Annotated in this window: 24 protein-coding genes; 12 read left to right on the top strand and 12 right to left on the bottom strand. The window is 70.5% G+C overall.

The window, feature by feature from the left end; all coding sequences use genetic code 11:
• The first annotated feature begins 195 nt into the window (after window positions 1–195).
• The 4 genes from ACGH52_RS26820 to ACGH52_RS26805 all read left to right on the top strand — a co-directional run bounded on the left by ACGH52_RS26820 (window position 196) and on the right by ACGH52_RS26805 (window position 4,169).
• Window positions 196–1,572: an ABC transporter substrate-binding protein gene (locus tag ACGH52_RS26820; RefSeq protein WP_399942988.1), complete on the top strand. Its 1,377-nt coding sequence runs from the start codon at window positions 196–198 to the stop codon at window positions 1,570–1,572.
• On the top strand, window positions 1,569–2,513 hold the full coding sequence (locus ACGH52_RS26815; RefSeq protein ID WP_076976384.1) for a carbohydrate ABC transporter permease: 945 nt from the start codon (window positions 1,569–1,571) through the stop codon (window positions 2,511–2,513). Before ACGH52_RS26820 ends, ACGH52_RS26815 begins: the two co-directional genes overlap by 4 nt.
• A gap of 1 nt (window position 2,514) precedes the next feature.
• Window positions 2,515–3,375 carry a carbohydrate ABC transporter permease gene (locus tag ACGH52_RS26810; RefSeq protein WP_059301509.1) on the top strand — a complete coding sequence of 287 codons (861 nt, stop codon included), beginning with the start codon at window positions 2,515–2,517 and terminating at the stop codon, window positions 3,373–3,375.
• An 80-nt stretch (window positions 3,376–3,455) separates the two neighbouring features.
• Entirely contained in the window at window positions 3,456–4,169 is a 714-nt protein-coding gene (locus ACGH52_RS26805; protein ID WP_121700553.1) for a helix-turn-helix transcriptional regulator, read from the top strand.
• Window positions 4,170–4,195: 26 nt separating this feature from the next.
• On the opposite strand, the gene ACGH52_RS26800 is transcribed toward ACGH52_RS26805, so the two are convergent.
• Complete coding sequence (locus ACGH52_RS26800) at window positions 4,196–5,221, bottom strand: ATP-dependent 6-phosphofructokinase (protein ID WP_052840620.1); 1,026 nt, start codon at window positions 5,219–5,221, stop codon at window positions 4,196–4,198.
• A gap of 175 nt (window positions 5,222–5,396) precedes the next feature.
• Here ACGH52_RS26800 and pta point away from each other — a divergent pair, with 175 nt between their 5' ends.
• The 3 genes from pta to pyk all read left to right on the top strand — a co-directional run bounded on the left by pta (window position 5,397) and on the right by pyk (window position 10,212).
• On the top strand, window positions 5,397–7,490 hold the full coding sequence (gene pta / locus ACGH52_RS26795) for a phosphate acetyltransferase (RefSeq protein ID WP_076976381.1): 2,094 nt from the start codon (window positions 5,397–5,399) through the stop codon (window positions 7,488–7,490).
• Window positions 7,487–8,707 (top strand): acetate kinase, encoded by a 1,221-nt coding sequence (locus tag ACGH52_RS26790; RefSeq protein WP_076976380.1) that lies wholly within the window; start codon window positions 7,487–7,489, stop codon window positions 8,705–8,707. The genes pta and ACGH52_RS26790 overlap by 4 nt, the downstream gene beginning before the upstream one ends.
• A gap of 74 nt (window positions 8,708–8,781) precedes the next feature.
• Window positions 8,782–10,212, top strand: a complete 1,431-nt coding sequence (gene pyk, locus ACGH52_RS26785) for a pyruvate kinase (RefSeq protein WP_076976400.1) — start codon at window positions 8,782–8,784, stop codon at window positions 10,210–10,212.
• Between the two features lie 78 nt (window positions 10,213–10,290).
• On the opposite strand, the gene ACGH52_RS26780 is transcribed toward pyk, so the two are convergent.
• The 4 genes from ACGH52_RS26780 to ACGH52_RS26765 form a co-directional block, all read right to left on the bottom strand.
• On the bottom strand, window positions 10,291–11,700 hold the full coding sequence (locus tag ACGH52_RS26780; RefSeq protein ID WP_399942981.1) for a hypothetical protein: 1,410 nt from the start codon (window positions 11,698–11,700) through the stop codon (window positions 10,291–10,293).
• Window positions 11,690–12,337: a DUF6114 domain-containing protein gene (locus tag ACGH52_RS26775; RefSeq protein WP_399942978.1), complete on the bottom strand. Its 648-nt coding sequence runs from the start codon at window positions 12,335–12,337 to the stop codon at window positions 11,690–11,692. The genes ACGH52_RS26780 and ACGH52_RS26775 overlap by 11 nt, the downstream gene beginning before the upstream one ends.
• A 115-nt stretch (window positions 12,338–12,452) precedes the next feature.
• On the bottom strand, window positions 12,453–13,085 hold the full coding sequence (locus tag ACGH52_RS26770) for a DUF6230 family protein (protein WP_362767031.1): 633 nt from the start codon (window positions 13,083–13,085) through the stop codon (window positions 12,453–12,455).
• Window positions 13,086–13,725: 640 nt separating this feature from the next.
• Complete coding sequence (locus ACGH52_RS26765) at window positions 13,726–14,703, bottom strand: tetratricopeptide repeat protein (RefSeq protein WP_171987410.1); 978 nt, start codon at window positions 14,701–14,703, stop codon at window positions 13,726–13,728.
• Window positions 14,704–14,956: 253 nt separating this feature from the next.
• Between ACGH52_RS26765 and ACGH52_RS26760 the strand changes: the two genes are divergently transcribed.
• Entirely contained in the window at window positions 14,957–15,592 is a 636-nt protein-coding gene (locus tag ACGH52_RS26760) for a TetR/AcrR family transcriptional regulator (protein ID WP_076976375.1), read from the top strand.
• A 99-nt stretch (window positions 15,593–15,691) separates the two neighbouring features.
• Here the strand turns inward: ACGH52_RS26760 and ACGH52_RS26755 are convergent, their stop codons facing one another.
• The 5 genes from ACGH52_RS26755 to ACGH52_RS26735 all read right to left on the bottom strand — a co-directional run bounded on the left by ACGH52_RS26755 (window position 15,692) and on the right by ACGH52_RS26735 (window position 19,148).
• The gene (locus tag ACGH52_RS26755) at window positions 15,692–17,392 is read right to left on the bottom strand and encodes a methylmalonyl-CoA mutase (protein WP_399942974.1); all 1,701 of its coding nucleotides are present in this window, start codon (window positions 17,390–17,392) and stop codon (window positions 15,692–15,694) included.
• A 93-nt stretch (window positions 17,393–17,485) separates the two neighbouring features.
• Window positions 17,486–17,827, bottom strand: a complete 342-nt coding sequence (locus ACGH52_RS26750) for a DUF3817 domain-containing protein (protein ID WP_076976373.1) — start codon at window positions 17,825–17,827, stop codon at window positions 17,486–17,488.
• An 88-nt stretch (window positions 17,828–17,915) separates the two neighbouring features.
• Complete coding sequence (locus ACGH52_RS26745; RefSeq protein ID WP_399942971.1) at window positions 17,916–18,425, bottom strand: MarR family winged helix-turn-helix transcriptional regulator; 510 nt, start codon at window positions 18,423–18,425, stop codon at window positions 17,916–17,918.
• An 88-nt stretch (window positions 18,426–18,513) separates the two neighbouring features.
• On the bottom strand, window positions 18,514–18,807 hold the full coding sequence (locus tag ACGH52_RS26740) for an MTH1187 family thiamine-binding protein (RefSeq protein ID WP_030187368.1): 294 nt from the start codon (window positions 18,805–18,807) through the stop codon (window positions 18,514–18,516).
• Window positions 18,804–19,148 carry a DUF3817 domain-containing protein gene (locus ACGH52_RS26735; RefSeq protein WP_059301497.1) on the bottom strand — a complete coding sequence of 115 codons (345 nt, stop codon included), beginning with the start codon at window positions 19,146–19,148 and terminating at the stop codon, window positions 18,804–18,806. Before ACGH52_RS26735 ends, ACGH52_RS26740 begins: the two co-directional genes overlap by 4 nt.
• A gap of 185 nt (window positions 19,149–19,333) precedes the next feature.
• Here ACGH52_RS26735 and ACGH52_RS26730 point away from each other — a divergent pair, with 185 nt between their 5' ends.
• From ACGH52_RS26730 to ACGH52_RS26715, 4 genes are all read left to right on the top strand, one after another.
• Window positions 19,334–19,966, top strand: a complete 633-nt coding sequence (locus ACGH52_RS26730) for an AIM24 family protein (protein ID WP_059301496.1) — start codon at window positions 19,334–19,336, stop codon at window positions 19,964–19,966.
• A 1-nt stretch (window position 19,967) separates the two neighbouring features.
• Window positions 19,968–20,618 carry an AIM24 family protein gene (locus ACGH52_RS26725; RefSeq protein WP_059301495.1) on the top strand — a complete coding sequence of 217 codons (651 nt, stop codon included), beginning with the start codon at window positions 19,968–19,970 and terminating at the stop codon, window positions 20,616–20,618.
• Window positions 20,615–21,391 (top strand): AIM24 family protein, encoded by a 777-nt coding sequence (locus tag ACGH52_RS26720; RefSeq protein WP_059301494.1) that lies wholly within the window; start codon window positions 20,615–20,617, stop codon window positions 21,389–21,391. The genes ACGH52_RS26725 and ACGH52_RS26720 overlap by 4 nt, the downstream gene beginning before the upstream one ends.
• A gap of 101 nt (window positions 21,392–21,492) precedes the next feature.
• Window positions 21,493–21,969, top strand: coding sequence for a MarR family winged helix-turn-helix transcriptional regulator (locus tag ACGH52_RS26715; RefSeq protein WP_076976372.1), 477 nt, complete (start codon window positions 21,493–21,495; stop codon window positions 21,967–21,969).
• Between the two features lie 25 nt (window positions 21,970–21,994).
• Here the strand turns inward: ACGH52_RS26715 and ACGH52_RS26710 are convergent, their stop codons facing one another.
• On the bottom strand, window positions 21,995–23,410 hold the full coding sequence (locus tag ACGH52_RS26710; RefSeq protein ID WP_210974646.1) for an ATP-binding protein: 1,416 nt from the start codon (window positions 23,408–23,410) through the stop codon (window positions 21,995–21,997).
• Window positions 23,407–24,075, bottom strand: a complete 669-nt coding sequence (locus ACGH52_RS26705; RefSeq protein WP_121702465.1) for a response regulator transcription factor — start codon at window positions 24,073–24,075, stop codon at window positions 23,407–23,409. Before ACGH52_RS26705 ends, ACGH52_RS26710 begins: the two co-directional genes overlap by 4 nt.
• Window positions 24,076–24,164 lie beyond the last annotated feature (89 nt).

The following is a 24,164-nucleotide window of genomic DNA, read 5'->3' as shown; positions in this document are numbered from 1 at the left end:
TCGCCGGACAGGAGGACCGCTGCCTCACCAACACCGGCGGAGCGCTCCACGCTCTCGTCGGGGACGTCCTGGCCGGCAGGCCGATCACCCCCTCCGGGGGCAATCCTGCGCACACTCATTGACCTGGCTAGACCACTCCTCTTACGTTCGCCACGCAGCCGTCCAGGCCACAGCGTCGTGTGCCCGTAGGAGGTCATGCCCGTGCGCCCCACCGTCCGGTTCACCGCCCTGTTCACCCTCACCGCGCTCGCCTCCACCTCGCTCGCCGCCTGCGGCAGCGGCTCCGGCGGTGATCCGGACACGGTGAAGGTCTCCTTCAAGCAGTCGACGGACAACTCCATCAAGGTGATGGACACCTATCTCGCCGACGTCAAGAAGCAGTTCGAGAAGGCCAACCCCGGCAAGAAGGTCGAGCTGGTGCCGATCAAGGCGCCGGACTCGGAGTACTACACCAAGCTCCAGCAGATGCTCCGCTCCCCCAAGACCGCCCCCGACCTGGTCTACGAGGACACCTTCCTCATCAACTCCGACATCACCAGCGGGTATCTGAAGCCGCTCGACGACTACCTGGCCGACTGGAAGGACTGGGACCAGTTCATCGACACGGCGAAGGCGGCGGCCAAGGGCGAGGACGGCAAGACGTACGGCGTGCCGGACGGGACGGACACCCGGGGCCTGTGGTTCAGCAAGGACGTGTTCGCCAAGGCCGGGCTGCCCGCCGACTGGCAGCCCAAGACCTGGGACGAGGTCCTCGACGCCGCCCGCACCATCAAGGAGAAGGTGCCGGGCGTCACGCCGATCAACGTCTACACGGGCAAGCCCGCCGGTGAGATGGCCACCATGCAGGGCTTCGAGATGCTGCTGTACGGCACGGGGGACGGCGGCGCCGACCCGCTGTACGACAAGGGCGCCAAGAAGTGGATCACGGCGGGGCAGGGGTTCACGGACTCTCTCGGCTTCGTCGAGACCGTGTACAAGGAGAAGCTCGGCCCGGAGGTCTCCGATGCGCTCGACCCCAACTTCTCCACGAAGATCCGCGGTGAGCTGCTGCCCCAGGGCAAGCTCGGGATCGCGCTCGACGGCTCCTGGCTGCCGCAGGACTGGCTGGAGGGCAGCGGGCACGAGTGGCCCGAGTGGTCGAAGGAGCTGGGCCTCGCCGCCATGCCCACGCAGAACGGGCAGGCTCCCGGCCGGGTGAGCATGTCCGGCGGGTGGACCTGGTCCATCCCGGCCAAGGCGGGCAATCCGGACCTGGCCTTCGACTTCATCAAGACGATGCAGACCAAGGCCAACGCCAAGAAGTGGTACATCGCCAACTCCGGCATCGCGGTCCGCACGGACGTCGCGAAGGACCCCGCCTACGTCGACGCCCAGCCCGGCATCGAGTTCTTCACCGACCTCGTCGCCGACACCCACTACCGGCCCGCCTACCCGGCGTACCCGAAGGTGTCCGTCGCCATCCAGGAGGCGATGGAGGGCGTGACGACCGGAGACAAGTCGGTCGAGGAGGCGGCGCGCGGCTACGACGAGGCGCTCAAGGAGGCCACCGACAACCAGGTGGTGAGCCAGTGACGGCGGCCGCGCCGGAGCACGCGGGGCCGGAGGTCCGCAAGAGTCCGCCCGCCCCGGCCCCCTCCGGCCGGCGGACCGGCACGGCCCGCCGGTCCCTGTACCGCGCCCTGCCCGTCTCCCCCGCCGTCGTCCTGCTGCTGCTCTTCCTCGCCGGCCCGATCGTCTACTGCGTCGTCATCGCCTTCACCGACCTCCAGCTCACCGGTCAGGCCCAGGAGTCCTTCGTCGGCTTCGACAACTTCACCCGTGCCTTCAAGGACGAGGCGTTCCTCAACGCCGTATGGCTGACACTGGTGTTCACCGTGCTGTCCTCGCTGATCGGGCAGAACACCCTGGGGCTGGCGCTGGCCTCGCTGATGCAGCGGGCCTCGAAGCCGGTCCGCACGCTCACCGGTGGCATCGTTGTCACGGCCTGGGTGCTGCCGGAGGTGGTCGCGGGCTTCCTGCTCTACGCCTTCTTCCGGCGCGAGGGCACCCTCAACGCCATCCTGGACTGGCTCCATCTGCCCTCGCAGAACTGGCTGTTCACGCTGCCGATCCTGGCGGTGTCCTTCGCCAACGTGTGGCGGGGCACGGCGTTCTCGATGCTGGTGTACTCGGCCGCGCTGAACGAGATCCCCAAGGAGGTCACCGAGGCCGCCGAGGTCGACGGCGCGAGCGGCTGGCGCCGGATGTGGCACATCACGCTGCCGATGATCCGGCGCTCCATCGGCACCAACCTCATGCTCAACACGCTGCAGACCCTGTCGGTCTTCGGGCTGATCTGGGTGATGACGCGGGGCGGGCCGAGCGGCAAGAGCCAGACGCTGCCGCTGTTCATGTACGAGCAGGCCTTCCAGAACAGCCTGATCGGGTACGGCACGGCGGTGGCGCTGCTGCTGTTGCTGATCGGTTCGCTGTTCTCGGTCGTGTACCTGCGCCTGCTGCGGACGGAGGTCTGAGATGACGGACACGCTCACGCCCCGCCGTACGACCCCCGCCGCGCGGCGCAACCGGCGCCGCACCGCGGCCGACGCCGGGCTCCTGCTCGTGGCCGCCGCCTTCGTGCTGCCGCTGGCCTGGGTGGTGCTGTCCGCCCTCGACCCGCACGCGAGTCTGCGGGTGAAGGTGCCCGACGGGGTGACGCTGGAGAACTTCGACGCGATCCTCACCCCGGAGATCACCTTCACCCCGCTGCTCAACAGCCTGATCCTGTGCGGCGGCGCGACCCTGCTGACGGTGGTGTGCGCGGTGCTCGCGGCGTATCCGCTCTCCCGTTTCCGGTCGCGGCTGAACCGGCCGTTCCTGCTCACCATCCTGTTCGCGACCAGCCTCCCCATCACGGCGATCATGGTGCCGGTCTACGCCCTGTTCGTGCGGGTGAACATGATCGACACCATGCAGGGGACGATCTTCTTCTTCGCCGCCTCGCAGTTGCCCTTCGCGATCTGGCTGATGAAGAACTTCATGGACGGGGTGCCGAAGGAGCTGGAGGAGGCGGCGTGGACGGACGGGGCGTCGTCGTTCCAGTCGCTGCTGCGGATCGTGCTGCCGCTGATGGGGCCCGGGGTGGCGGTGGTGACGGTGTTCTCGTTCGTGATGATGTGGGGGAACTTCTTCGTCCCCTTCATGCTGCTGCTCTCCCCGGACCAGATGCCCGCCTCGGTCAGCATCAACGACTTCTTCGGCAACCGGGGCATGGTGGCGTACGGACAGCTGGCGGCGTTCTCGATCGTCTACTCGACGCCGGTCGTGCTGCTGTACGTGCTGATCTCCCGGCGGCTGGGCGGCGGGTTCGCGCTGGGCGGGGCGGTCAAGGGGTGAGCCCGCCCCGGTCCGTACGTTCCTACAATCCGTATCGCTGGCCGAACAGCCCGTAGTCAGCGTCGCCCGGGACCCCTACGGTGTGGCGCGTGCGCCGACCCTCACCCGGCCCGAGCCAGTCGGGCCCCCCGTTCAACGCCCTCGCCGCCCGTCGGCTGCGTGCCGCCCTCAACATGGGGCCCGAGCACGTCGCCCACGGCATACGGGTCTCGTACGGCCTGCCGTACGTCACGCCCGACCTCGTCGTCGCCTGGGAGCGCGGGACCGCCGCCCCCGAGGGCGCGGAGCTGACCGCGCTCGCCGGGGTGCTGTGGTGCTCGCCCGGTGAGCTGATCGGGCGGCCGCAGTCCCTGCGCGAGCACCGCGTCGCCCGCGGTCTGGCACCCGAGGACGTGGCGCGTGCGGTCGGGCTGGGGCTCCCGGCCTACCTGCGGATGGAGGAGGCGGACGACTGGCGCGGCACCGACCGTCAGTCGGCCCAGCTCGCCGACGTGCTCGGCCTCACGCTGCCCGACTTCGTGACCGTCACGGGGCGCGAGGAGAAGCTGGCCGACCTGCTGACGAGTGCGGTGACCACCCGCTGGCAGGGCTGTGTGCGCCCGATCGCCAAGCTGGCGCCGCTGGACCGGCGGGTCCTGGAGAACGTCCTCCAGGTGCTGCACCAGGACTACCAGGGGCGGATGACCGCCACCCTCAGCTGGGGCGGCGGCGCGGCCGACTCCCACGCCGGGGGCCGGGACTTCCTCGACCGGATCGTGGACCACTTCTGGTCGGCGGTCGAGAAGCACCCCTAGCCGCCCGGGAAGAGGGCAGCCAGGGGCTAGAAGACCGACTCCGCCTCGTCCATCCGGTCCTTCGGGACCGTCTTCAGCTCGGTGACCGCCTCCGCCAGCGGCACCATCACGACGTCCGTGCCGCGCAGCGCCGTCATCCGGCCGAAGTCGCCCCGGTGCGCGGCCTCCACCGCGTGCCAGCCGAAGCGGGTGGCGAGCACCCTGTCGTACGCGGTGGGCACGCCGCCGCGCTGGACGTGGCCGAGGATGACCGGCTTGGCCTCCTTGCCGAGCCTGCGCTCCAGTTCGAAGGCGAGCGCGGTGCCGATGCCCTGGAAGCGCTCGTGGCCGAACTTGTCGATGGCGCCCTTGCCGTAGTCCATGGAGCCCTCGGCGGGGTGGGCGCCCTCGGCGACGCAGACGACGGCGAACTTCTTGCCGCGGGCGAAGCGCTCCTCGACCATCTTGACCAGGTCGGCCGGGTCGAAGGGGCGCTCGGGCAGGCAGATGCCGTGGGCGCCGGCCGCCATGCCGGACTCCAGGGCGATCCAGCCGGCGTGCCGGCCCATGACCTCGACGACCATCACGCGCTGGTGGGACTCGGCGGTGGTCTTGAGGCGGTCCATCGCCTCGGTCGCGACGCCGACGGCGGTGTCGAAGCCGAAGGTGCGGTCGGTGGAGGAGATGTCGTTGTCGATGGTCTTCGGCACGCCGACGACCGGGAGGCCCGCGTCGGACAGCATCCGGGCGGCGGTGAGGGTGCCCTCGCCGCCGATCGGGATCAGGGCGTCGATGCCGAAGTTCTGGATCATGTCCGAGGCGTTCTCGCAGGCCTCGCGGAGCCGGTCGCGCTCCAGGCGGGAGGAGCCGAGGATGGTGCCGCCGCGGGCGAGGATGCCGCTGACCGCGTTGAGGTCGAGGGTGCGGTACCGGCCGTCCAGCAGTCCGGCGTAGCCGTCCTCGAAGCCGATGACCTCGTCGCCGTAATTGTCGACCGCTCGGTGCACGACCGACCGGATCACTGCGTTCAGGCCGGGGCAGTCGCCGCCTGCGGTGAGAACTCCGATACGCATCGTGCTGTGTCTCCTGCTCGCTGTTGACACCGGTGAGCCGATTCAATTGTTCCACGGCCCGGAGGGCGGTGGACGCTGACGGGCGCCTTAACCGTCGCCGGAGGTACTGTCAAGAGGGTTCCGCCCACCCCCTCAGCCCGACGAAACGCTCACCCCTACGAAACGGAGAGCACGCGTGACGCGCAGCGTGTACGTGACCGGTATCGACCGCGGCGACGGCCGCCAGGTCGTCGAGCTGGGGGTCATGGAGCTGCTGACCCGGCAGGTCGACCGGGTCGGCGTCTTCCGTCCCCTGGTGCACGACGGGCCCGACCGGCTCTTCGAGCTGCTGCGCGCCCGCTACCGGCTCTCGCAGGACCCGGCCACGGTCTACGGCATGGACTACCAGGAGGCCTCCCTCCTCCAGGCCGAACAGGGCGTGGACGAGCTGGTGTCCGCGCTCGTCGACCGCTTCCACCTGGTCGCGCGGGACTACGACGTCGTCCTCGTCCTCGGCACCGACTACGCCGACACCCAGTTCCCGGACGAGCTGTCGCTGAACGCGCGGCTCGCCAACGAGTTCGGCGCCTCGGTCCTCCCCGTCGTCGGCGGCCGCAAGCAGAGCGCCGAGTCCGTGCTGGCGGAGACCCACAACGCCTTCCGCGCCTACGACGGCCTCGGCTGCGACGTGCTGGCCATGGTGACCAACCGGGTGGCGCGCGAGGACCGGGACGAGATCGCCGAGCGGCTCGCGCACCGGCTGCCGGTGCCGTGCTGGGTGGTGCCGGACGAGCCCGCCCTGTCCGCGCCGACGGTCTCCCAGATCGCGCACGCCCTGGGCGCCCGGGTGGTGCTCGGCGACGACTCCGGGCTCGCCCGCGACGCGCTGGACTTCGTCTTCGGCGGCGCCATGCTGCCCAACCTGCTGGCCGCGCTGACCCCGGGCTGCCTGGTGATCACGCCCGGCGACCGGGCCGACCTGGTGATCGGCACGCTGGCCGCGCACAGCGCCGGCACCCCGCCGATAGCCGGCGTGCTGCTGACCCTGAACGAGGTGCCGGACGAGGGCATCCTCACCCTCGCCGCCCGGCTGGCCCCCGGCACGCCGGTGCTGTCGGTGACCGGCAACAGCTTCCCCACCGCCGAGCGGCTGTTCTCCCTGGAGGGCAAGCTGAGCGCGGCCTCCCCGCGCAAGGCGGAGACCGCCCTCGGCCTCTTCGAGCGGTACGTCGACACCGCCGAGCTGAACCAGCGGGTCTCCGCCCCCAGCAGCGACCGCGTCACGCCGATGATGTTCGAGCACAAGCTGCTCGAACAGGCCCGCTCCGACCTGCGCCGGGTGGTCCTGCCGGAGGGCACCGAGGAGCGGGTGCTGCACGCGGCGGAGGTGCTGCTGCGCCGGGGCGTGTGCGAGCTGACGCTGCTCGGCCCGGTCGAACAGATCCGCAAGAAGGCCGCCGATCTCGGCATCGACCTCGGCGGCGCCGAGCTGATCGACCCGGCCGCCAGCGAGCTGCGCGACTCCTTCGCCGAGAAGTACGCCGCCCTGCGCGCCCACAAGGGCGTGACGGTGGAGCTGGCGTACGACGTGGTCTCCGACGTGAACTACTTCGGCACGCTGATGGTGCAGGAAGGGTTCGCCGACGGCATGGTCTCGGGGTCCGTGCACTCGACGGCGGCGACGATCCGCCCGGCCTTCGAGATCATCAAGACCAAGCCGGACGCCTCCATCGTGTCGTCCGTGTTCTTCATGTGCCTGGCCGACAAGGTGCTGGTCTACGGCGACTGCGCGGTCAACCCCGATCCGGACGCGGAGCAGCTCGCCGACATCGCCGCCCAGTCCGCGTCGACGGCGGCGCAGTTCGGGGTGGAGCCGCGGATCGCGATGCTGTCGTACTCGACGGGCACGTCCGGTTCCGGCGCGGACGTCGACAAGGTGCGCGAGGCCACCGAGCTGGTCCGCTCGCGCCGCCCGGACCTCAGCATCGAGGGCCCGATCCAGTACGACGCCGCGGTCGAGCCGTCGGTGGCCGCGACCAAGCTGCCCGGCTCGGCGGTCGCCGGGCAGGCCAGCGTGCTGATCTTCCCCGACCTGAACACCGGCAACAACACGTACAAGGCGGTGCAGCGCTCGGCCGGCGCCATCGCGGTCGGCCCGGTGCTCCAGGGCCTGCGCAAGCCGGTCAACGACCTGTCCCGGGGCGCGCTCGTGCAGGACATCGTCAACACCGTCGCCATCACGGCGATCCAGGCCCAGCAGTCCCCCAGTGAGAAGGCGTCCGACCTGTGACCGGCACCCGTGTCCTCGTTCTCAACTCCGGCTCGTCGTCGGTGAAGTACCAGCTGATCGACATGCGCGGCGGCGAGCGCCTCGCCGTGGGCCTCGTCGAGCGGATCGGCGAGGAGACCTCGCGGCTCAAGCACACGCCGGCCGGTGGCGGCAGCCGCGAGTGGAGCGGGGCCGTCCCGGACCACGAGGCGGCGCTGAAGGCCGTGGCGGCCGAGCTGGCCAAGGACGGGCTGGGCCTGGACTCCTCCGAGCTGGCCGCGATCGGGCACCGCGTGGTCCACGGCGGTCTGCGCTTCACCGAACCGACGGTGATCGACGACGCCGTGCTCGCCGAGATCGAGCGGCTCGTCCCGGTCGCCCCGCTGCACAACCCGGCCAACCTCACCGGCATCCGGACCGCGCAGGCGCTGCGCCCCGACCTGCCGCAGGTCGCCGTCTTCGACACCGCCTTCCACACGACGATGCCCGAGTCCGCGGCCCGCTACGCGATCGACGTAGAGACCGCCGACGCGCACCGCATCCGGCGCTACGGCTTCCACGGCACCTCGCACGCGTACGTCTCCCGGGAGACCGCGCGGCTGCTGGGCAAGGCGCCGGAGGAGGTGAACGTCATCGTGCTGCACCTGGGCAACGGGGCGTCCGCCTCGGCGGTGCGGGGCGGCCGGTGCGTGGACACCTCCATGGGGCTGACGCCTTTGGAGGGGCTCGTGATGGGTACGCGCTCGGGAGACATGGACCCGGCCGTCATCTTCCATTTGATGCGTGTTGGGGGAATGTCCGCCGACGAGATCGACACTCTTCTCAACAAGAGGAGCGGTCTGATCGGTCTGTGCGGCGACAACGACATGAGGGAGATCCGCCGCCGTGTCGACGCCGGCGACGAGCGGGCGCGGCTGGCCTTCGACGTCTACATTCACCGGCTCAAGAAGTACATCGGCGCCTATTACGCCGTTCTCGGGCACGTGGACGCCGTGGCGTTCACGGCCGGAGTCGGGGAGAACTCGGCGCCGGTGCGGGAAGCGGCCGTGGCGGGCCTGGAGGGGCTCGGCCTGGCCGTCGACGGCGAGCTGAACGGCGTACGCGGCGACGAGGCCCGGCTGATCTCGCCCGCGGGGGCGCGGGTGGCGGTGGCGGTGGTACCGACGGACGAGGAAATGGAGATCGCGACACAGACCTACGCGCTGGTAAATGATTCGGGGAATCTCAATCTCACCTGAGCGGCATCCCGCCCTTTTGTATTTTCCGCCAGACGGAATATTCCGCGCCGAAACAAACCGATAGGATGGCCCCCATGCGCCGTTCGAAAATCGTCTGTACTCTCGGCCCCGCGGTCGACTCCCACGAGCAGCTCGTCACGCTGATCGAAGCCGGCATGAACGTGGCCCGCTTCAACTTCAGCCACGGCACCCACGCCGAGCACCAGGGGCGTTACGACCGGGTCCGGGCCGCCGCCAAGGAGACCGGCCGGGCCATCGGTGTCCTCGCCGACCTGCAGGGCCCGAAGATCCGCCTGGAGACCTTCGCGGAGGGTCCCGTCGAGCTGGTGCGCGGTGACGAGTTCACCATCACCACCGAGGACGTCCCCGGCGACCGGACGATCTGCGGCACGACGTACAAGGGCCTGCCCGGTGACGTCACCAAGGGCGACCAGGTGCTCATCAACGACGGCAACGTCGAGCTGAAGGTCACCGAGGTCGAGGGCCCCCGGGTGAAGACGATCGTCATCGAGGGCGGCGTCATCTCCGACCACAAGGGCATCAATCTGCCCGGCGCGGCGGTCAACGTCCCCGCGCTGAGCGAGAAGGACGTCGAGGACCTCCGTTTCGCGCTGCGCATGGGCTGCGACCTGGTCGCGCTCTCCTTCGTCCGGGACGCCAAGGACGTCGCCGACGTGCACCGCGTGATGGACGAGGAGGGCCGCCGGGTCCCCGTCGTCGCCAAGGTGGAGAAGCCGCAGGCGGTGGAGAACATGGAGGACGTCGTCGCGGCCTTCGACGCCGTCATGGTCGCCCGCGGCGACCTGGCCGTCGAGTACCCGCTCGAGAAGGTCCCCATGGTGCAGAAGCGGCTCATCGAGCTGTGCCGCCGCAACGCCAAGCCGGTGATCGTGGCGACCCAGATGATGGAGTCGATGATCACCAACTCCCGTCCGACCCGCGCCGAGGCCTCCGACGTGGCCAACGCGATCCTGGACGGCGCCGACGCGGTCATGCTGTCCGCCGAGTCGAGCGTGGGCGCGTATCCGATCGAGACCGTCAAGACGATGTCGAAGATCGTCACCGCCGCCGAGCAGGAGCTGCTCTCCAAGGGCCTCCAGCCGCTGGTGCCGGGCAAGAAGCCGCGCACGCAGGGCGGTTCGGTGGCCCGCGCCGCCGCCGAGATCGCCGACTTCCTCGGCGGCAAGGGCCTGGTGGCCTTCACCCAGTCCGGCGACACCGCCCGCCGGCTGTCCCGCTACCGCGCGGCCCAGCCGATCCTCGCCTTCACCACCGACGAGTCGACCCGCAACCAGCTGGCGCTCAGCTGGGGCGTGGAGCCGCACGTGGTGCCGTTCGTGAACAGCACCGACGAGATGGTCGACCTGGTGGACCAGGAGACGGCACGCCTCGGCCGGTTCAGCGACGGCGACATCGTCGTGATCACCGCCGGTTCGCCCCCCGGCGTGCCCGGCACCACCAACATGGTGCGGGTCCTCCACCTGGGCGAGACGCGGCGCGGCTGACCGCCCCCTCCCCCGTGGTACGCACCGAGGGCGCCCCCTGCGACAGGGGGCGCCCTCGGGGCGTGGTGCGGGGGTGACTCAGGTCGTGTACTGGTGCAGCCCCGGGACGTGCAGCGTGCCGCCGAACTGACCGGCCTGGACGACCGTGACCTTGGTGAAGTAGATCAGCGGGATGTCCAGCGGCGGCGGGTTCTCCGGGTCGAAGGTGATCGGGATCAGCCCGAGCAGGTTGCCCGAGATGCTCTCGGTGTACATCACCGTCTCGCCGTCGCGGATCGTGGACGTGGAGCCCTTGGCCGCCTGCACGTGGTAGGTCTTGCCGGCCTGCTCGTCCTTCACCGTCTGGTGCAGGTCGCCGATGTCGGTGCCGTTGGAGATGACGTACTTCAGCACCTTCTTGGTGGTGCCGTTGGCCGTCCGCACCTCGACGACGCCCTTGTAGGAGGCGCCCTTCAGCAGCAGCGAGCTGGCGTTGAGGTACCACGGGTCGTCGGGCAGCGGCAGCTTGTTGTCGACGCCGCCCTCCGCGTCGGTGGCGGCCGGGCAGTCCTCGGCGTCCTTGGCGGCCTCGTCGGCGCTCTCGGAGGCGCTGGGGCTGGGCGTGGCGGTGGCGGCGTCCTCCTTGGCCTTCGCCGCGTCCTCCTTGGCCTTCCGGGCCGCCTCCTTGGCCGCCTCGGCCGCCTTGTCCACCGTGTCCGCGGTGTCCTCGGCCGCCTTCGACGCCGTGTCGGTCGCGCCCTCGACGGTGTCCTTCGCGGTGTCGGTGACCGTGCCGGTCGTGTCCTTCAGCGCGTCGGACGCATCGCCCGCGCCCTCGGACGCCGACGGGGTCGGCGTGGGGCTCGGGCTCTCCTCGGCCTTCTTGCCGCCGGTGAAGATGCCCTCGATGGCGTCGCCGAGGCCGTCCAGCAGCCCGCCCTTGTCCTCCGACTCGGAAGGGGACGGCTCCGCGGCGCCCGCACCGGACGCCTCCTGGCTCTGCGACGCGGAGGGGCTCGGGGCGGGGGCGTCCTGCTCGTCCTTGGCGCCCTTGTCGTCGGAACCTGAATCCGACGAAGAGGGGTCGCCCTGGTCCGAGCCGGCGTCCGTGCCCGCGTCCTCGCCGGTGTCGCCGGTGGAGGCGGAGGGGTCGGGCTCCTTCGCGTCGTCCTTGCCCTCGTCGGCCCCGTCGGTCGCCGAGGGCGAGGGGGTGGGCGAGGCGGACGGGTCCTTCTCGGCGTCCTCCAGGGCCGCCACGCAGTCCTTGTACTCGTCGGCCGTCAGGCTGTTGGAGGGCGGCGCCGCGTCGTTGCCGTCGGCAAGGGCGAGCGTCGGGGTGAACCCCATCCCCATGAGGACGGCCGTGGGCATCGCCGCGATGGCTATCGCCTTGCCGGCCGGCATGTGGAACCTGGTGAACAACGGCTTCTTGGGTGCCGCGTGGCGCGGCCCGGTTCTCACACGGGACGACTCCACGTCAGTCCCGCGGGTCACCTCGTCAGCCGGCACTGTGCCTCCCGTTCGCCCCGTTGGCCGGGCTCGTTCCTGACAGATCGTGCGCCCCCGGTGCCGTGAAGACCTGGGAGGGCTCCCCGTCGTCCATCCCGCCCCGCGGCCCCGGCACCGCGGGGCCGGACGCCTGGGTCCCGGGCGCCGGGTAGCCGGGGAACGCGGTGTCGTCGGCCGCGGGGACCGCGCCCTCGGGCGCGCCGTCCGTGCCCTTGCCCTCCAGCGGCGGCTCGGCCCGCGGCGGCTCGCCCGGCACCCACGACACGGCCATGGCCCCGCCGACCAGCGCGAACAGGAAGCCGATGAGGAAGCCGCCGAGGTTGGAGACGGGGATGGACACCAGCGCCAGCAGGATCGCCGCGACGCCCGCGAAGACCCGGACGTGCTTCTGGAACCACAGGCTGACGCCCAGGACGACCAGCAGCACGCCGATGATCAGGGACCCGGCGCCCGCGGTGGTGGACATCGCCAGCGTCAGGTGACCGATCTGGAGGTTCGCGTACGGGAAGTAGGCGATGGGGAGTCCGCCGAGCGCGACGAACAGTCCGGCCCAGAACGGCCGCGCGCCTCGCCAGGCACGGAACTGCAGCCTCCGGCGGGTGAACTGGCCGGCTGCGGCAGGAGTCTCGGCGCTCATGAAAACAGCTCCCTGGTACGGCTTTGCTGTGGTGGAGATGTGGGCCGCGTGTGAAGTACGGCCGGAGAGGGGACGGGCGGGGGCGCCACCGGCTCCCCCGCCCGTCAAGGAGTGCTTAGTAGCACTCCTTGACACCCTTGGACAGCGACATCTTCAGACCGCTGAGCTTGAAGGTTCCGGCGGTGGTCGCCCACGCCGTCTGCTTCACACCGGTCAGCGTGGCCGAGTCGGCCTGCTGCGAGAACCCGTACGGGTTGGTGGTGTCGCCCTTCTTGATGCCGGGACCCTTGTTGGCGTCCTTGGCGGCCACACCGATGTCGATGCCGCGGAACGTGGCATCGGCCTCGAGGTCCTCGACGTCGATGTACAGGTTCTCCGCCTTGACCGGGGTGTCGCCACCGCCGGCCTTCAGCATGAGACTGACCGAGCCGATCAGCGGGATGTCCGGGGTGACCACGGACTGGCACATGTTCTTGATCTGCGCGGACTTGAACGCCGAGACCGCGACGGGGTGAGCCGTCTTCTCGCCCTTCAGCGTGTAGCCCGAGTCGATCGCGCCGTACTGCATAAAGCCCGTGCCGTCGAGCCGGTCCGCCGTCACCTTGAACGACTGACCGGACACGCTGAACGACGCGGCGAGAGCGCCCTGCGCGAGGGCGACACCTATCGCAGCCGTGGCGGCAACGCTGGGCACCATGACCACAGCGAACCGCTTCCATCTGGTCCCGCCACGCACCTGGGACTCCATATTTCCTCCTTCTCGGACGTACATCTCCTGGCCTCGGCCCCGTCGCCAGTCGGCGACTCGGCCCGGCAGGGATGGGAGAAGTGCTACGTCCTCGGGAAGGAGAGCGCCCGCACTCGGCGGCACGTACCACGCGCCCGAATAACCGGCGATCACCCCCGAGCGACAACCACTGGTCGCGCCTGACACGCATCACGCACAACCCTGCTGGACAGGCTTCGCCGGGTGAGCGAAGACCCCCCTGCCCAAGGGCCGGCATCACTGCCGCCGACCCTGCTCGGTGGGGACCCAGGAACCCCCGCCACCCGACCGGCTGTCGGGGTACGGGAATGGACCGAGCGTCGCCGATCGTGGTGCATTCTCGCCGCCGACACAAGGGGGTTCGTTACTGGCTAGTAGCGGCCGTGTTGCCGCGGGACGACACACCGGTCCCGTACGGCGACGCTGGGTGTGCCCTGAGGGCGGAACAAAACTATTGATCGATGGACAGAGTCCGACAGATCGACGCCGTCGACTTACTGGCAGTAACAGCGGCCGCGATTACCAAGTTTTGGTAAAGCGCGGCCGCAGTGACGCCTCTTCGACAGGTCCTTCACACCCGCCACACGTCGATGGCGTTTAGAACCACCGACCGCGGAGCGGACTAGAACAGAGCGCGGGCGAGCGCCCGACGCGCCGCGGTCACCCGCGGGTCGTCGGCACCGACCACCTCGAACAGCTCCAGCAGCCGCAGCCGTACGGCGTCCCGGTCGTCGCCGGCCGTGACGCGCACCGTGTCGATGAGGCGTCCGAAGGCGTCCTCCACGTGACCGCCCACCAGATCCAGGTCGGCGGCGGCGATCTGCGCCTGGGCGTCGCCCGGCTTGTCGGCCGCCGCCTGACGGACCTTCTGCGGATCGGCGTCCTGCACCCGCTGGAGCAACTCGGCCTGGGCCAGACCCAGTTTGGCCTCCGTGTTGCCCGGCTCCTCGGCCAGCACGTTCTTGTACGCCTGGACGGCACCGCCCAGGTCGCCCGCGTCCATCGCCTGCACGGCGGCATCGAGGGCCGCGTCGTGCGGCCCGGCGGGGCGCTCGGGGGCGGCGGGCCGCTCGGCGCCCGGCTCCGCCTCGGGGTCGACGACGAGACCGGTCAGGCCGAAGCGCTCCTCGGCGACCTGCACCAGCTGGTCCAGGGTCTGGCGGATCTGCGCCTCGCCCGCGGCCCCCTGGAAGAGGGGCAGCGCCTGTCCGGCGACGACCGCGAACACGGCGGGGATGCCCTGGACGCCGAACTGCTGCATCAGCATCTGGTTGGCGTCGACGTCGATCTTGGCGAGGAGGAAGCGCCCGTTGTACTCGACGGCCAGCCGCTCCAGGACCGGGCTCAACTGCTTGCAGGGCTCGCACCACTCGGCCCAGAAGTCGATGACGACCGGGACCTCGGTGGACCGCTGCAGGACCTCACTCTCGAAACCGGCCTCGTCGACCTCGATGACGAGGTCGGCCGGGGAGACGGCTCCCGTACCGCCGTGACGGGCCGCCTCGGCGCGCGCCTGCTCCGCCTTCGCCTTGGCCTCCTGGGCCTGCTTCACCGCGGCGAGGTCGACGACCCCGCTCATGGACATGTTCCGTGGCTGCATGGGTCTATCCTCCCCCGTACGGCGCGCGCGTGTGAAAACCGGGTCGAAAGCCCGCCCGGATGTGTGCTGTTCGGCGTGTGTCCTGCTCGGCGCCGGGTCCCCACCCCACGCCCGTGGTCGTCGCTGGGGCGCGGGCGGACCCGCGCTTTCGCTACGACTCGTAGCGTAATACCGGGACGGCCCACCGGAACACCCCGCCGCGGTGATCTGCCTCACGGCCTGACGCGTGTTACCCGCCGGTTAAGGTCGGGGGATGCAGAGCAGCACCCCCGCCGGCCGTGCCGGACGCCCGCGCAGTGCCGCGGCCGACACCGCGATCCTGGCCGCGACGCGGGCCGCGCTGGTCGACCTCGGCTGGTCGAAGCTCACCCTGGGAGACGTCGCCACGCGGGCCGGGGTTGCCAAGACGACGCTCTACCGCCGCTGGGCGGGCAAGAACGAGCTGGTCGTGGACGCGGTGGCGGAGCTGTTCGACGAGCTGGAACTGCCCGACCGCGGTTCCCTCGCCGCCGACATCGAGGGCGTGGTGCTCCAGTTCGCGGCGATCCTGGCCCGTCCGGAGGCCAGGAGCGGTCTGATGGCGGTGGTCGCGGAGTCCACCCGGGACGACGCGCTGCGCGAGCGCATCCGCACCTCGATCGTCGAGCGGCAGAAGCGCCTGGTGCTGGAGGGCAGGGCACGGGCCCAGGCCCGGGGCGAGCTGCCGCCGGAGCCGGACGCCGCGGAGGCGGCGCGCACCGCGGACCTGATCTTCGACGTGGTCGCGGGAGCGGTGGTGCACCGCACACTGGTCAGCGCCCAGGCGGCGAACGAGGAGTGGGTGCGCGGTCTGACGCAGGTACTGCTGTGGGGCTTGGCCTCACAGCCGACCGAGCCGGCCGACGGCTGACGGGTGACCTCTCGGCCGACCGAGTCGGGTGGTGGGTGGGCATAGGCCGGGGGTCCAGGGGGCGGAGCCCCCTGGAGACACCCGCACCGGCCCCGGCCGCTAGAACCCCGCCGGCTCCGTGTACACCCCCCACTCGTCCCGCAGCACCCCGCAGATCTCCCCGAGCGTCGCCTCCGCCCGCACCGCGTCCAGCATCGGCTCGATCATGTTCCCGCCGGAGCGCGCCGCGGCGAGCATCGCGTCCAGCGCGGAACGCACGGCCGCGTCGTCACGGGCCGCCTTGCGCTCGCCCAGGACCCGCACCTGCTCGCGCTCGACCTCGTGGCTGACCCGCAGGATCTCCAGGTCGCCGGTGACGGAGCCGGTGTGGACGTTGACGCCGACCACCTTCTTGTCGTCCTTCTCCAAAGCCTGCTGGTAGCGGAAGGCCGACTCGGCGATCTCACCGGTGAACCAGCCGTCCTCGATGCCGCGCAGGAGACCGGAGGTGATCGGGCCGACGGGGTGCTGCCCGTCGGGGTGGGCCCGCAGCCCGCGCTCCTTGATCTGCTCGAAGATCTTCTCCGCGTCGGCCTCGATGCGGTCGGTCAGCTGCTCGATGAACCAGGAACCGCCCAGCGGGTCCGCGACATTGGCGACGCCGGTCTCCTCCATCAGCACCTGCTGCGTGCGCAGGGCGATCTCGGCCGCCTGCTCGCTGGGCAGGGCGAGGGTCTCGTCGAGCGCGTTGGTGTGCAGGGAGTTGGTGCCGCCGAGCACCGCCGCGAGCGCCTCCACGGCCGTACGGACCACGTTGTTGTACGGCTGCTGCGCGGTCAGCGAGACACCGGCGGTCTGGGTGTGGAACCGCAGCCACTGGGCCTTGTCGGTCCGCGCCCCGTACACGTCGCGCATCCACCGCGCCCAGATCCTGCGCGCCGCGCGGAACTTGGCGATCTCCTCGAAGAAGTCGAGGTGCGCGTCGAAGAAGAAGGAGAGGCCGGGCGCGAACACGTCCACGTCGAGGCCGCGGCTGAGCCCCAGCTCCACGTACCCGAAGCCGTCCGCCAGCGTGTACGCCAGCTCCTGCGCGGCCGTCGCCCCGGCCTCGCGGATGTGGTACCCGGAGACGGAGAGCGGCTTGTAGGCGGGGATGCCGGCCGCGCAGTACTCCATGAGGTCGCCGATGAGCCGCAGGTGGGGCTCGGGCTGGAAGAGCCACTCCTTCTGGGCGATGTACTCCTTGAAGATGTCGGTCTGCAGCGTGCCGTTGAGCACGGACGGGTCGACGCCCTGCCGCTCGGCGGCGACCAGGTACATGCAGAACACGGGAACGGCGGGCCCGCTGATCGTCATGGAGGTCGTCACGTCCCCGAGCGGGATGTCCTTGAACAGGACCTCCATGTCGGCGGCCGAGTCGATGGCCACCCCGCAGTGCCCGACCTCGCCCAGCGAGCGCGGGTCGTCGGAGTCGCGGCCCATCAGCGTCGGCATGTCGAAGGCGACCGAGAGCCCCCCGCCGCCGTTGCGGAGGATCATCTTGTAGCGCTCGTTGGTCTGCTCGGCGTTGCCGAACCCGGCGAACTGCCGGATGGTCCACGTACGCCCCCGGTACCCGGTCGGATACAGGCCGCGGGTGAAGGGGTACTCGCCCGGCCAGCCGATCCGCTCGAAGCCCTCGTACTCGTCCCCCGGCCGGGGACCGTACACCGGCTCCACGGGGTCGCCGGAGAGCGTGGTGAAGTCCGCGTCGCGCTTGCGCGCCGCGTCGTACCGGGCCTGCCAGCGACGGCGGCCCTCTTCTATGGCGTGAGCGTCCATACCCTCGAATTTACTAGGACGTCCAAGTAAATGTCGATGGGCTACCGCCGTACGGGTGTCCGCACGGCGGTGGGACGGCCGGTGAGGCCCCGGTTACACCTTCGCGGCGGCGGGCGCCTCGGCGCCGGCGACCTTCGCGTCCAGCTCCTGGCTGACCCTGCGCTCCACGAAGAACGCCGCGGTCGGCACGGTCCCGGCGAGCAGCACCCAGAGCTGCTTCTTCACCGGCCACTTCGCCTTGGAGCCCAGGTCGAAGGCGAAGACCAGGTAGATCACGTACAGCCAGCCGTGGGCGATGCTGACGACCTGGGTGAAGTCGGCGGCGCCGCCCAGATCCAGCACGTACTTCGCGATCATGCCGAGGCACAGCGCGATCAGCAGCACACCGGTGACGTACGCCATGACCCGGTAGCGGGTCAGCACGCTCTTTTTCATGGCTCCGAGCGTAACCGTCCGTTTCGCGCGATCTTCGACCGGGTCGGGCGACTCGCCGGGCTCGCCCGGCCCGCCCGGCCCTCCTCGCTCAGTCCTCCTTGAAGTCGCCCGCGGCGACCCTGAGCGGCCTGAGCATCGCGAAGATCTCCCCGCACTCCTCGGCGTCGTACGCGCCCAGGCCGAAGTCCATCGCCATCAGGTCGCGGGTGGCCGCCTCGACGACCTCACGGCCCTTGTCGGTGATGATGGCCAGCGTGCCGCGGCCGTCGTTGGGGTTGGGGCGCTTGGCCACCAGGCCCGAGCGCACCAGCCGGTCGACGGTGTTGGTCACGGAGGTGGGGTGCACCATCAGGCGCTCGCCGATCTTGGACATCGGCAGTTCGCCCGACTTGGAGAAGGTGAGCAGCACCAGCGCCTCGTACCGCGCGAACGTCAGCCCGTACGGCTTGACCACGGCGTCGACCTCGCCCAGCAGGATCTGCTGGGCCCGCATGATCGAGGTGATCGCGGCCATGGAGGGCACACCGCCCCAGCGCTGTGCCCAGAGTTCGTCGGCTCGGGCGATGGGATCGAAGGAGAGACTGAGGGGCTTCGGCACGGCAAGAGACCTTACCGGCCGGTCATATGCCGGTCAGCCCCGTCTCGCCTTTCGATACCACTCGTCACCACCGCCCGCGCCGGGGCGCTCATCCGGCGAGGTGGCGCTCGACCGTCTCGACCTTCGAGGTGAGGCCGTCCGTCACGCCGGGGCGGATGTCCGCCTTGAGGACCAGGGAGACCCGCGGCGCCCGGGCCTCGACGGCGGCCACGGCCCGCCGGACGACGTCCATGACCTCGTCCCACTCGCCCTCGACGGACGTGAACATCGCGTCGGTGCGGTTCGGCAGCCCGGACTCGCGGACCACCCGGACGGCGTCGGCGACGTACTCCCCCACGTCCTCGCCGACCCCGAGCGGCGTCACGGAGAAGGCGACGATCATGCGTTGACGACCCCTTCCTGGCGGGCGCGGGAGGCGATGACCGCGGTCTCGGCCTCACGCTTGAGCTTGCGGTCGGCGAAGAAGCCGCCGGTCGGCAGGACCGAGAGGACGAAGTACAGGGCGGCGGTCTTCAGCGGCCACTTGGCGCGGTTCCAGGCGTCCGCCCAGAAGATCACGTACAGCACGAAGAGGACGCCGTGGATCATGCCCATCGCCGGCACCGCGTTGAAGTCGGTGGTCCGCTTCAGGACGGAGCAGACGAGCAGGAGGAGGAACGAGATCGCCTCGGGGGCCGAGACCAGACGGAGGCGGCGGAGGGCGGTGGCGGTCTTGAGGTCCACGGGTCACCTTCGGTGGGAGGGAGTCGCTGACGGCGCGGCTGGCGTGTGCGCTCCGCCTTGTGAACGGAAGCACAATCGTTCGCCCATTGTGGCAAACAATGCCCCAAGGGATGGACTCAGGGTCGGTCTCCACCCGTGGGCCCTGTTCCGTCCACCCGTGGCGGGGCTACTTTCACAGCGTGGCGATGTTCCGACTTCAAGGCAGCAAGGTCCTCGCCGTCGACCTGACCTCGGACGCCGTGAAGGCGAAGAACGGCTCGATGGTCGCGTACGACGGGGAGATGGCCTTCAAGAAGCTGAGCGGCGGCGGTGAGGGCCTCCGGGGGATGGTGACCCGGCGGATCACCGGCGAGCAGATGACGGTGATGGAGGTGAGGGGGCAGGGGACCTGCTGGTTCGCGGACCGGGCCTCGGAGATCACCCTGGTGGGTCTCCAGGGCGACAAGCTGTACGTCGAGTCGAGCAACTTCCTGGCGGCCGACGCCGGACTGCGCACCGGCACCAGTTTCACGGGCACGCGCGGTGCCTCCCAGGGCAACGGGCTGTTCACCACGACGATCGAGGGGCACGGGCAGGCGGCGATCATGTCCGACGGGCCCGCGGTGGTGCTGCGGGTCGGCGCCCAGTACCCGCTGACCGTCGACCCGGGTGCGTACGTGGCGCACCAGGGGAACCTGCGGCAGTCCTTCCAGTCGGGTGTGACCTTCCGCACGCTGCTCGGGGAGGGCGGCGGCGAGGCCTTCCAGATCCGCTTCGAGGGCGAGGGTCTGGTGTACGTGCAGCCGAGCGAGCGGAACACGATCGCGGGGGATGTCTGAGATGGCCTTCCAGGAGATCAACTCCAAGATGGTCCAGGCGACCGTCGCACCCGGGCAGCGGCTGTTCAGCCAGCGCGGTGCCATGCTCGCCTACCGCGGCGAGGTGTCCTTCACCCCGAATCTCCGCGGCGGCCAGGGCGGGGTCATGTCGATGATCGGACGCCGGGTGGCGAACGAGGACACGCCGCTGATGACCGTCGAGGGCAGCGGCACGGTGTTCTTCGGGCACGGCGGCCACCACGTCCAGGTGATCAACCTGTCGGGCGACACCCTGTACGTGGAGGCGGACCGCCTCCTCGCCTTCGAGGGCACCCTGGAGCAGAGCACGGTGTTCCTCGGCTCGCAGGGCGGCGTCATGGGCATGGTGCGGGGCCAGGTGAGCGGCCAGGGGCTGTTCACCACGTCCCTCAAGGGCCACGGCTCGGTGGCGGTGATGGCCCACGGCGGTGTCTTCGAGGTGCCCATCACCCCGCAGCGCCCGGTGCGCGTCGACCCGCAGGCCTACGTCGCCCACCACGGCGACGTGCGCAACAAGCTGTCCACGGCCCTGGGCTGGCGGGACATGGTGGGGCGCGGCTCCGGCGAGGCGTTCCAGCTGGAGCTGAGCGGCAGCGGCACGGTGTTCGTCCAGGCGTCGGAGGAGAAGCTGTGAGCACGGTCCACCACGACCCGGCGACCCTGCCGGCCGACGACAACGTCAACGCGTACACCTTCTGCGTGGAGCTGAAGGGGAGCCAGTGGTTCCTCCAGAAGGGGAAGATGATCGCCTACTACGGGACGATCGATTTCAACGGGATCGGGCACGGCCGGCTGGACCGTCTGGTGCGCACGTCGTTCCATTCGCCTCTGCACGCGAGCGACTGGGTCGTGGCGGAGGGCTCGGGCAAGATGCTCCTCGCCGACCGGGCCTTCGACGTGAATTCGTACGACCTCGAAGACGGCAACCTGACCATTCGCTCGGGCAACCTGCTCGCTTTTCAGCCAAGCCTCGCGCTCAAGCAGTCGATCGTGCCGGGCTTCCTGACGCTGATCGGAACCGGAAAGTTCGTGGCCGCGTCGAACGGTCCGGTGGTGTTCGTGGAACCGCCGGTCCGGGTCGACCCGCAGGCCCTGGTCGGCTGGGCCGACTGCCCGTCCCCGTGCCACCACTACGACCACGGGTACATGACCGGCCTACTGGGCGGTCTACGTGCGATGACGGGGCTCGGCGGGGCCTCCGGGGAGGAGCACCAGTTCGAGTTCGTGGGGGCCGGCACGGTGCTGCTGCAGTCGAGCGAGGCGCTGATGGCGGAGCAGGCCGTGGGAGCTCCGCCGCAGCAGGCGGGGGTGCCCGGAGGCGGCGCTTCCGGAGGGCCGGGAGGCCGGTCGGGGGCACCGGGGCTTCCCGGACAGCTGGGGGACCTCCAGCGCCGCTTCGGGCTGTGAGCGGTAATCTGCGGAGTGTGACATCGAACGCGTGCGCACCGTCATCGTCACGGACAACCCCTCACTAGTTCGCCTTTCAACCTTTTAGGTAGACTTCATTCATGGAGACCGAGACGGCCACTCGCTGGCTGACCGATACGGAGCAGTGTGCTTGGCGCACCCACCTGGAGGTCAACAGGCTGTTGACGCACCAGCTCGAGAAGGACCTGCAGCCGTTCGGCCTGACAATGAACGACTACGAGATCCTGGTGAACCTCTCCGAGTCGGAGGGCGACAGAATGCGGATGAGCGATCTGGCCACCGCCACGATGCAGTCCAAGAGCCGCCTCTCCCACCAGATCACCCGCATGGAGAACGCGAACCTGGTCCGGCGGGAGAACTGCGAGTCCGACCGCCGCGGGCTCTTCGCCGTCCTCACCGAGCACGGTCTTGAGACGATGCGGAAGGTCGCGCCGCACCACGTGGCCTCCGTCCGCAGGCACTTCATCGACCTGCTGGCCCCAGAGGATCTGACGGAGCTGGACAAGGCGCTCAAGCCCATCGCGGAACACCTGCGCGGGCAGCGGGGACGCTCCTGATCACGCCTTTTACGGCCGTACGGGCCTAGGCACCCGGCAGGCGGAGCTCGAACAGGGCGCCGCCTGCCGGTGCGTCGTGCACCGTGAGCGTGCCGCCGTGCCGTACGGCGACGTCGCGGGCGATGGCCAGCCCGAGTCCGGCGCCGCCGTCGTCACGGCTGCGGGCGGCGTCGAGCCGTACGAAGCGCTCGAAGATCCGCTCCCGGTCGGCCGCCGGCACGCCGTCGCCGTCGTCGGCCACGGCGACCACCACCGCGTCCCCGTCCCGCCGCACGGACACCTCCACCGCCGAGCGGGCGTGCCGCTGGGCGTTGTCGAGCAGATTGGCCAGGACCCGCCCCAGCTGCCCCCGTGATCCGGCCACCCGCACCGCGCCCGCGCCCCGCACACTCACTCCGTCCCGGCCCTCGGCCGCCTCCCGCGCGAGCGCCGCGAGGTCGACCCGGGCGTCGGCAGGCCGCTCCCCCGCGTCCAGCCTGGCCAGCAGCAACAGGTCGGCGGCGAGCCGCTGGAGCCGTACGGTGTCCGCCACGGCGCCCTCCAGGTCCAGCAGTTCCGGATGGGCGGCGGCCACCTCCAGCTGGGTGCGCAGCGACGCGATCGGGCTGCGCAGCTCGTGCGAGGCGTCCGCGACGAAACCGCGCTGCCGCTCCACCGAGGACTCCAGCGCGGCCAGCGTCTCGTTGGTGGTCGAGGCGAGCCTGGCCACCTCGTCGTGGGTGTCCGGCACCGGGACCCGGCGGGCCAGGTCCTCGCTGGCGGTGATCGCGGCCATCTCGCGCCGGATGCCCTCCACCGGGCGCAGCGCGCGCCGGGTGACCAGCCAGGTCACCCACGCCACGACCGCGAGCAGCAGCGGGAAGCCGATCAGCATCACGGTCAGCGCGGTGTTCACGGCGCCGTGTTCGGCGGAGAGCGGGGCGCCGGCGTAGACGGTGAGCGTGCCCCGGTCGTCGGTCTTCACCGGGACGGCGGCGAAGCGGTAGTCCTCCGTGTCCCCGTCGATGGTCGCCGAGCCGTCGCTGACGGTGATCCGTTCGCCGATCTCACCGGGGTCGAGGGACTCGCCGGAGTCGTCATCGTCGTCGGCGTCCTCGTCCCGGCCGTCCGGGGAGGCGGCGGGCCGCGGCTTCACCGCGTCGACGCCGGTGCCGCTGATCCGTTCCAGGTCCTCGCTCGCGGCGACCAGCGCATCGTCCTCGTCGACCACCTGCACCGGCCGGTCGTCCACGTCCAGCGACAGGTCCGCGTACGGCGTCCCGACGGCCAGCTCCGTCGCCACCTCCCGCGCCGAGCGCTCGGCCTGGGTGCCCGCCTCGCCGAGCAGGTTGGAGCGCAGGGACACCAGGACGGCGGTGCCGGCCGCGACGAGGGCGACGGCGACCACGAGGGTCGCGGCGAGCGTGGCGCGGGCCCGCACCGAGCCGAAGAGGCGGCTCACCGCCCGGTCTCCAGCCGGTATCCGGCGCCGCGCACGGTCCGGATGAGCCCGGCGCGCAGCTTGCGCCGCAGCGCGCTGACGTACACCTCGACGATGTTCGGGTCGCCGTCGTAGGCGAAGTCCCAGACGTGCTCCAGGATCTCCGCCTTGGACACCACCTCCCCGGCCCGCACCACGAGCTGCTCCAGGACGGCGAACTCCTTCGCGGTGAGGGTGACCTCGTCCTCGCCGAGGAAGACCCGGCGGGCGGCGGTGTCGACCCTGAGGTCGCCGTGGACGTGCACGGGAGAGGCCCCGGCGCCCTGTCCCCGGCGCCGCAGCAGGGCCTTCACACGGGCGACCAGGACGACGTACGAGAAGGGCTTGGTGAGGTAGTCGTCCGCGCCGGTGTCCAGGCCCTCGGCCTCGTCGTACTCGCCGTCCTTGGCGGTGAGCATCAGGATCGGCACGTCGTGCCCGGCGGCGCGCAGGGCGGCGCAGACCCGGTAGCCGTTGAGACCGGGCAGCATGATGTCGAGGATGACGAGGTCGTACACGCCCTCGCCCGCCCTGTGCAGTCCCTCCAGGCCGTCGTGGACGACGTCCACGGCGTATCCCTCCGCGGTGAGGCCCTTGGCGAGCGACACGGCGAGGCGCTTCTCGTCCTCCACGATCAACAGGCGCATGTCTAGAGGGTCCCAAAGCTGAGCTGAAGATCCCTTCAGGCGGCTTCAGCCTGGCCTCAGCGTCGGTCCGCGACAGTGAAGTCACCGGA

The sequence above is a fragment of the Streptomyces sp. BBFR25 genome, assembly GCF_044590125.1.
GTDB classification, from domain to species: domain Bacteria; phylum Actinomycetota; class Actinomycetes; order Streptomycetales; family Streptomycetaceae; genus Streptomyces; species Streptomyces canus_D.
This window is presented reverse-complemented; position numbering and strand designations above follow the sequence as displayed.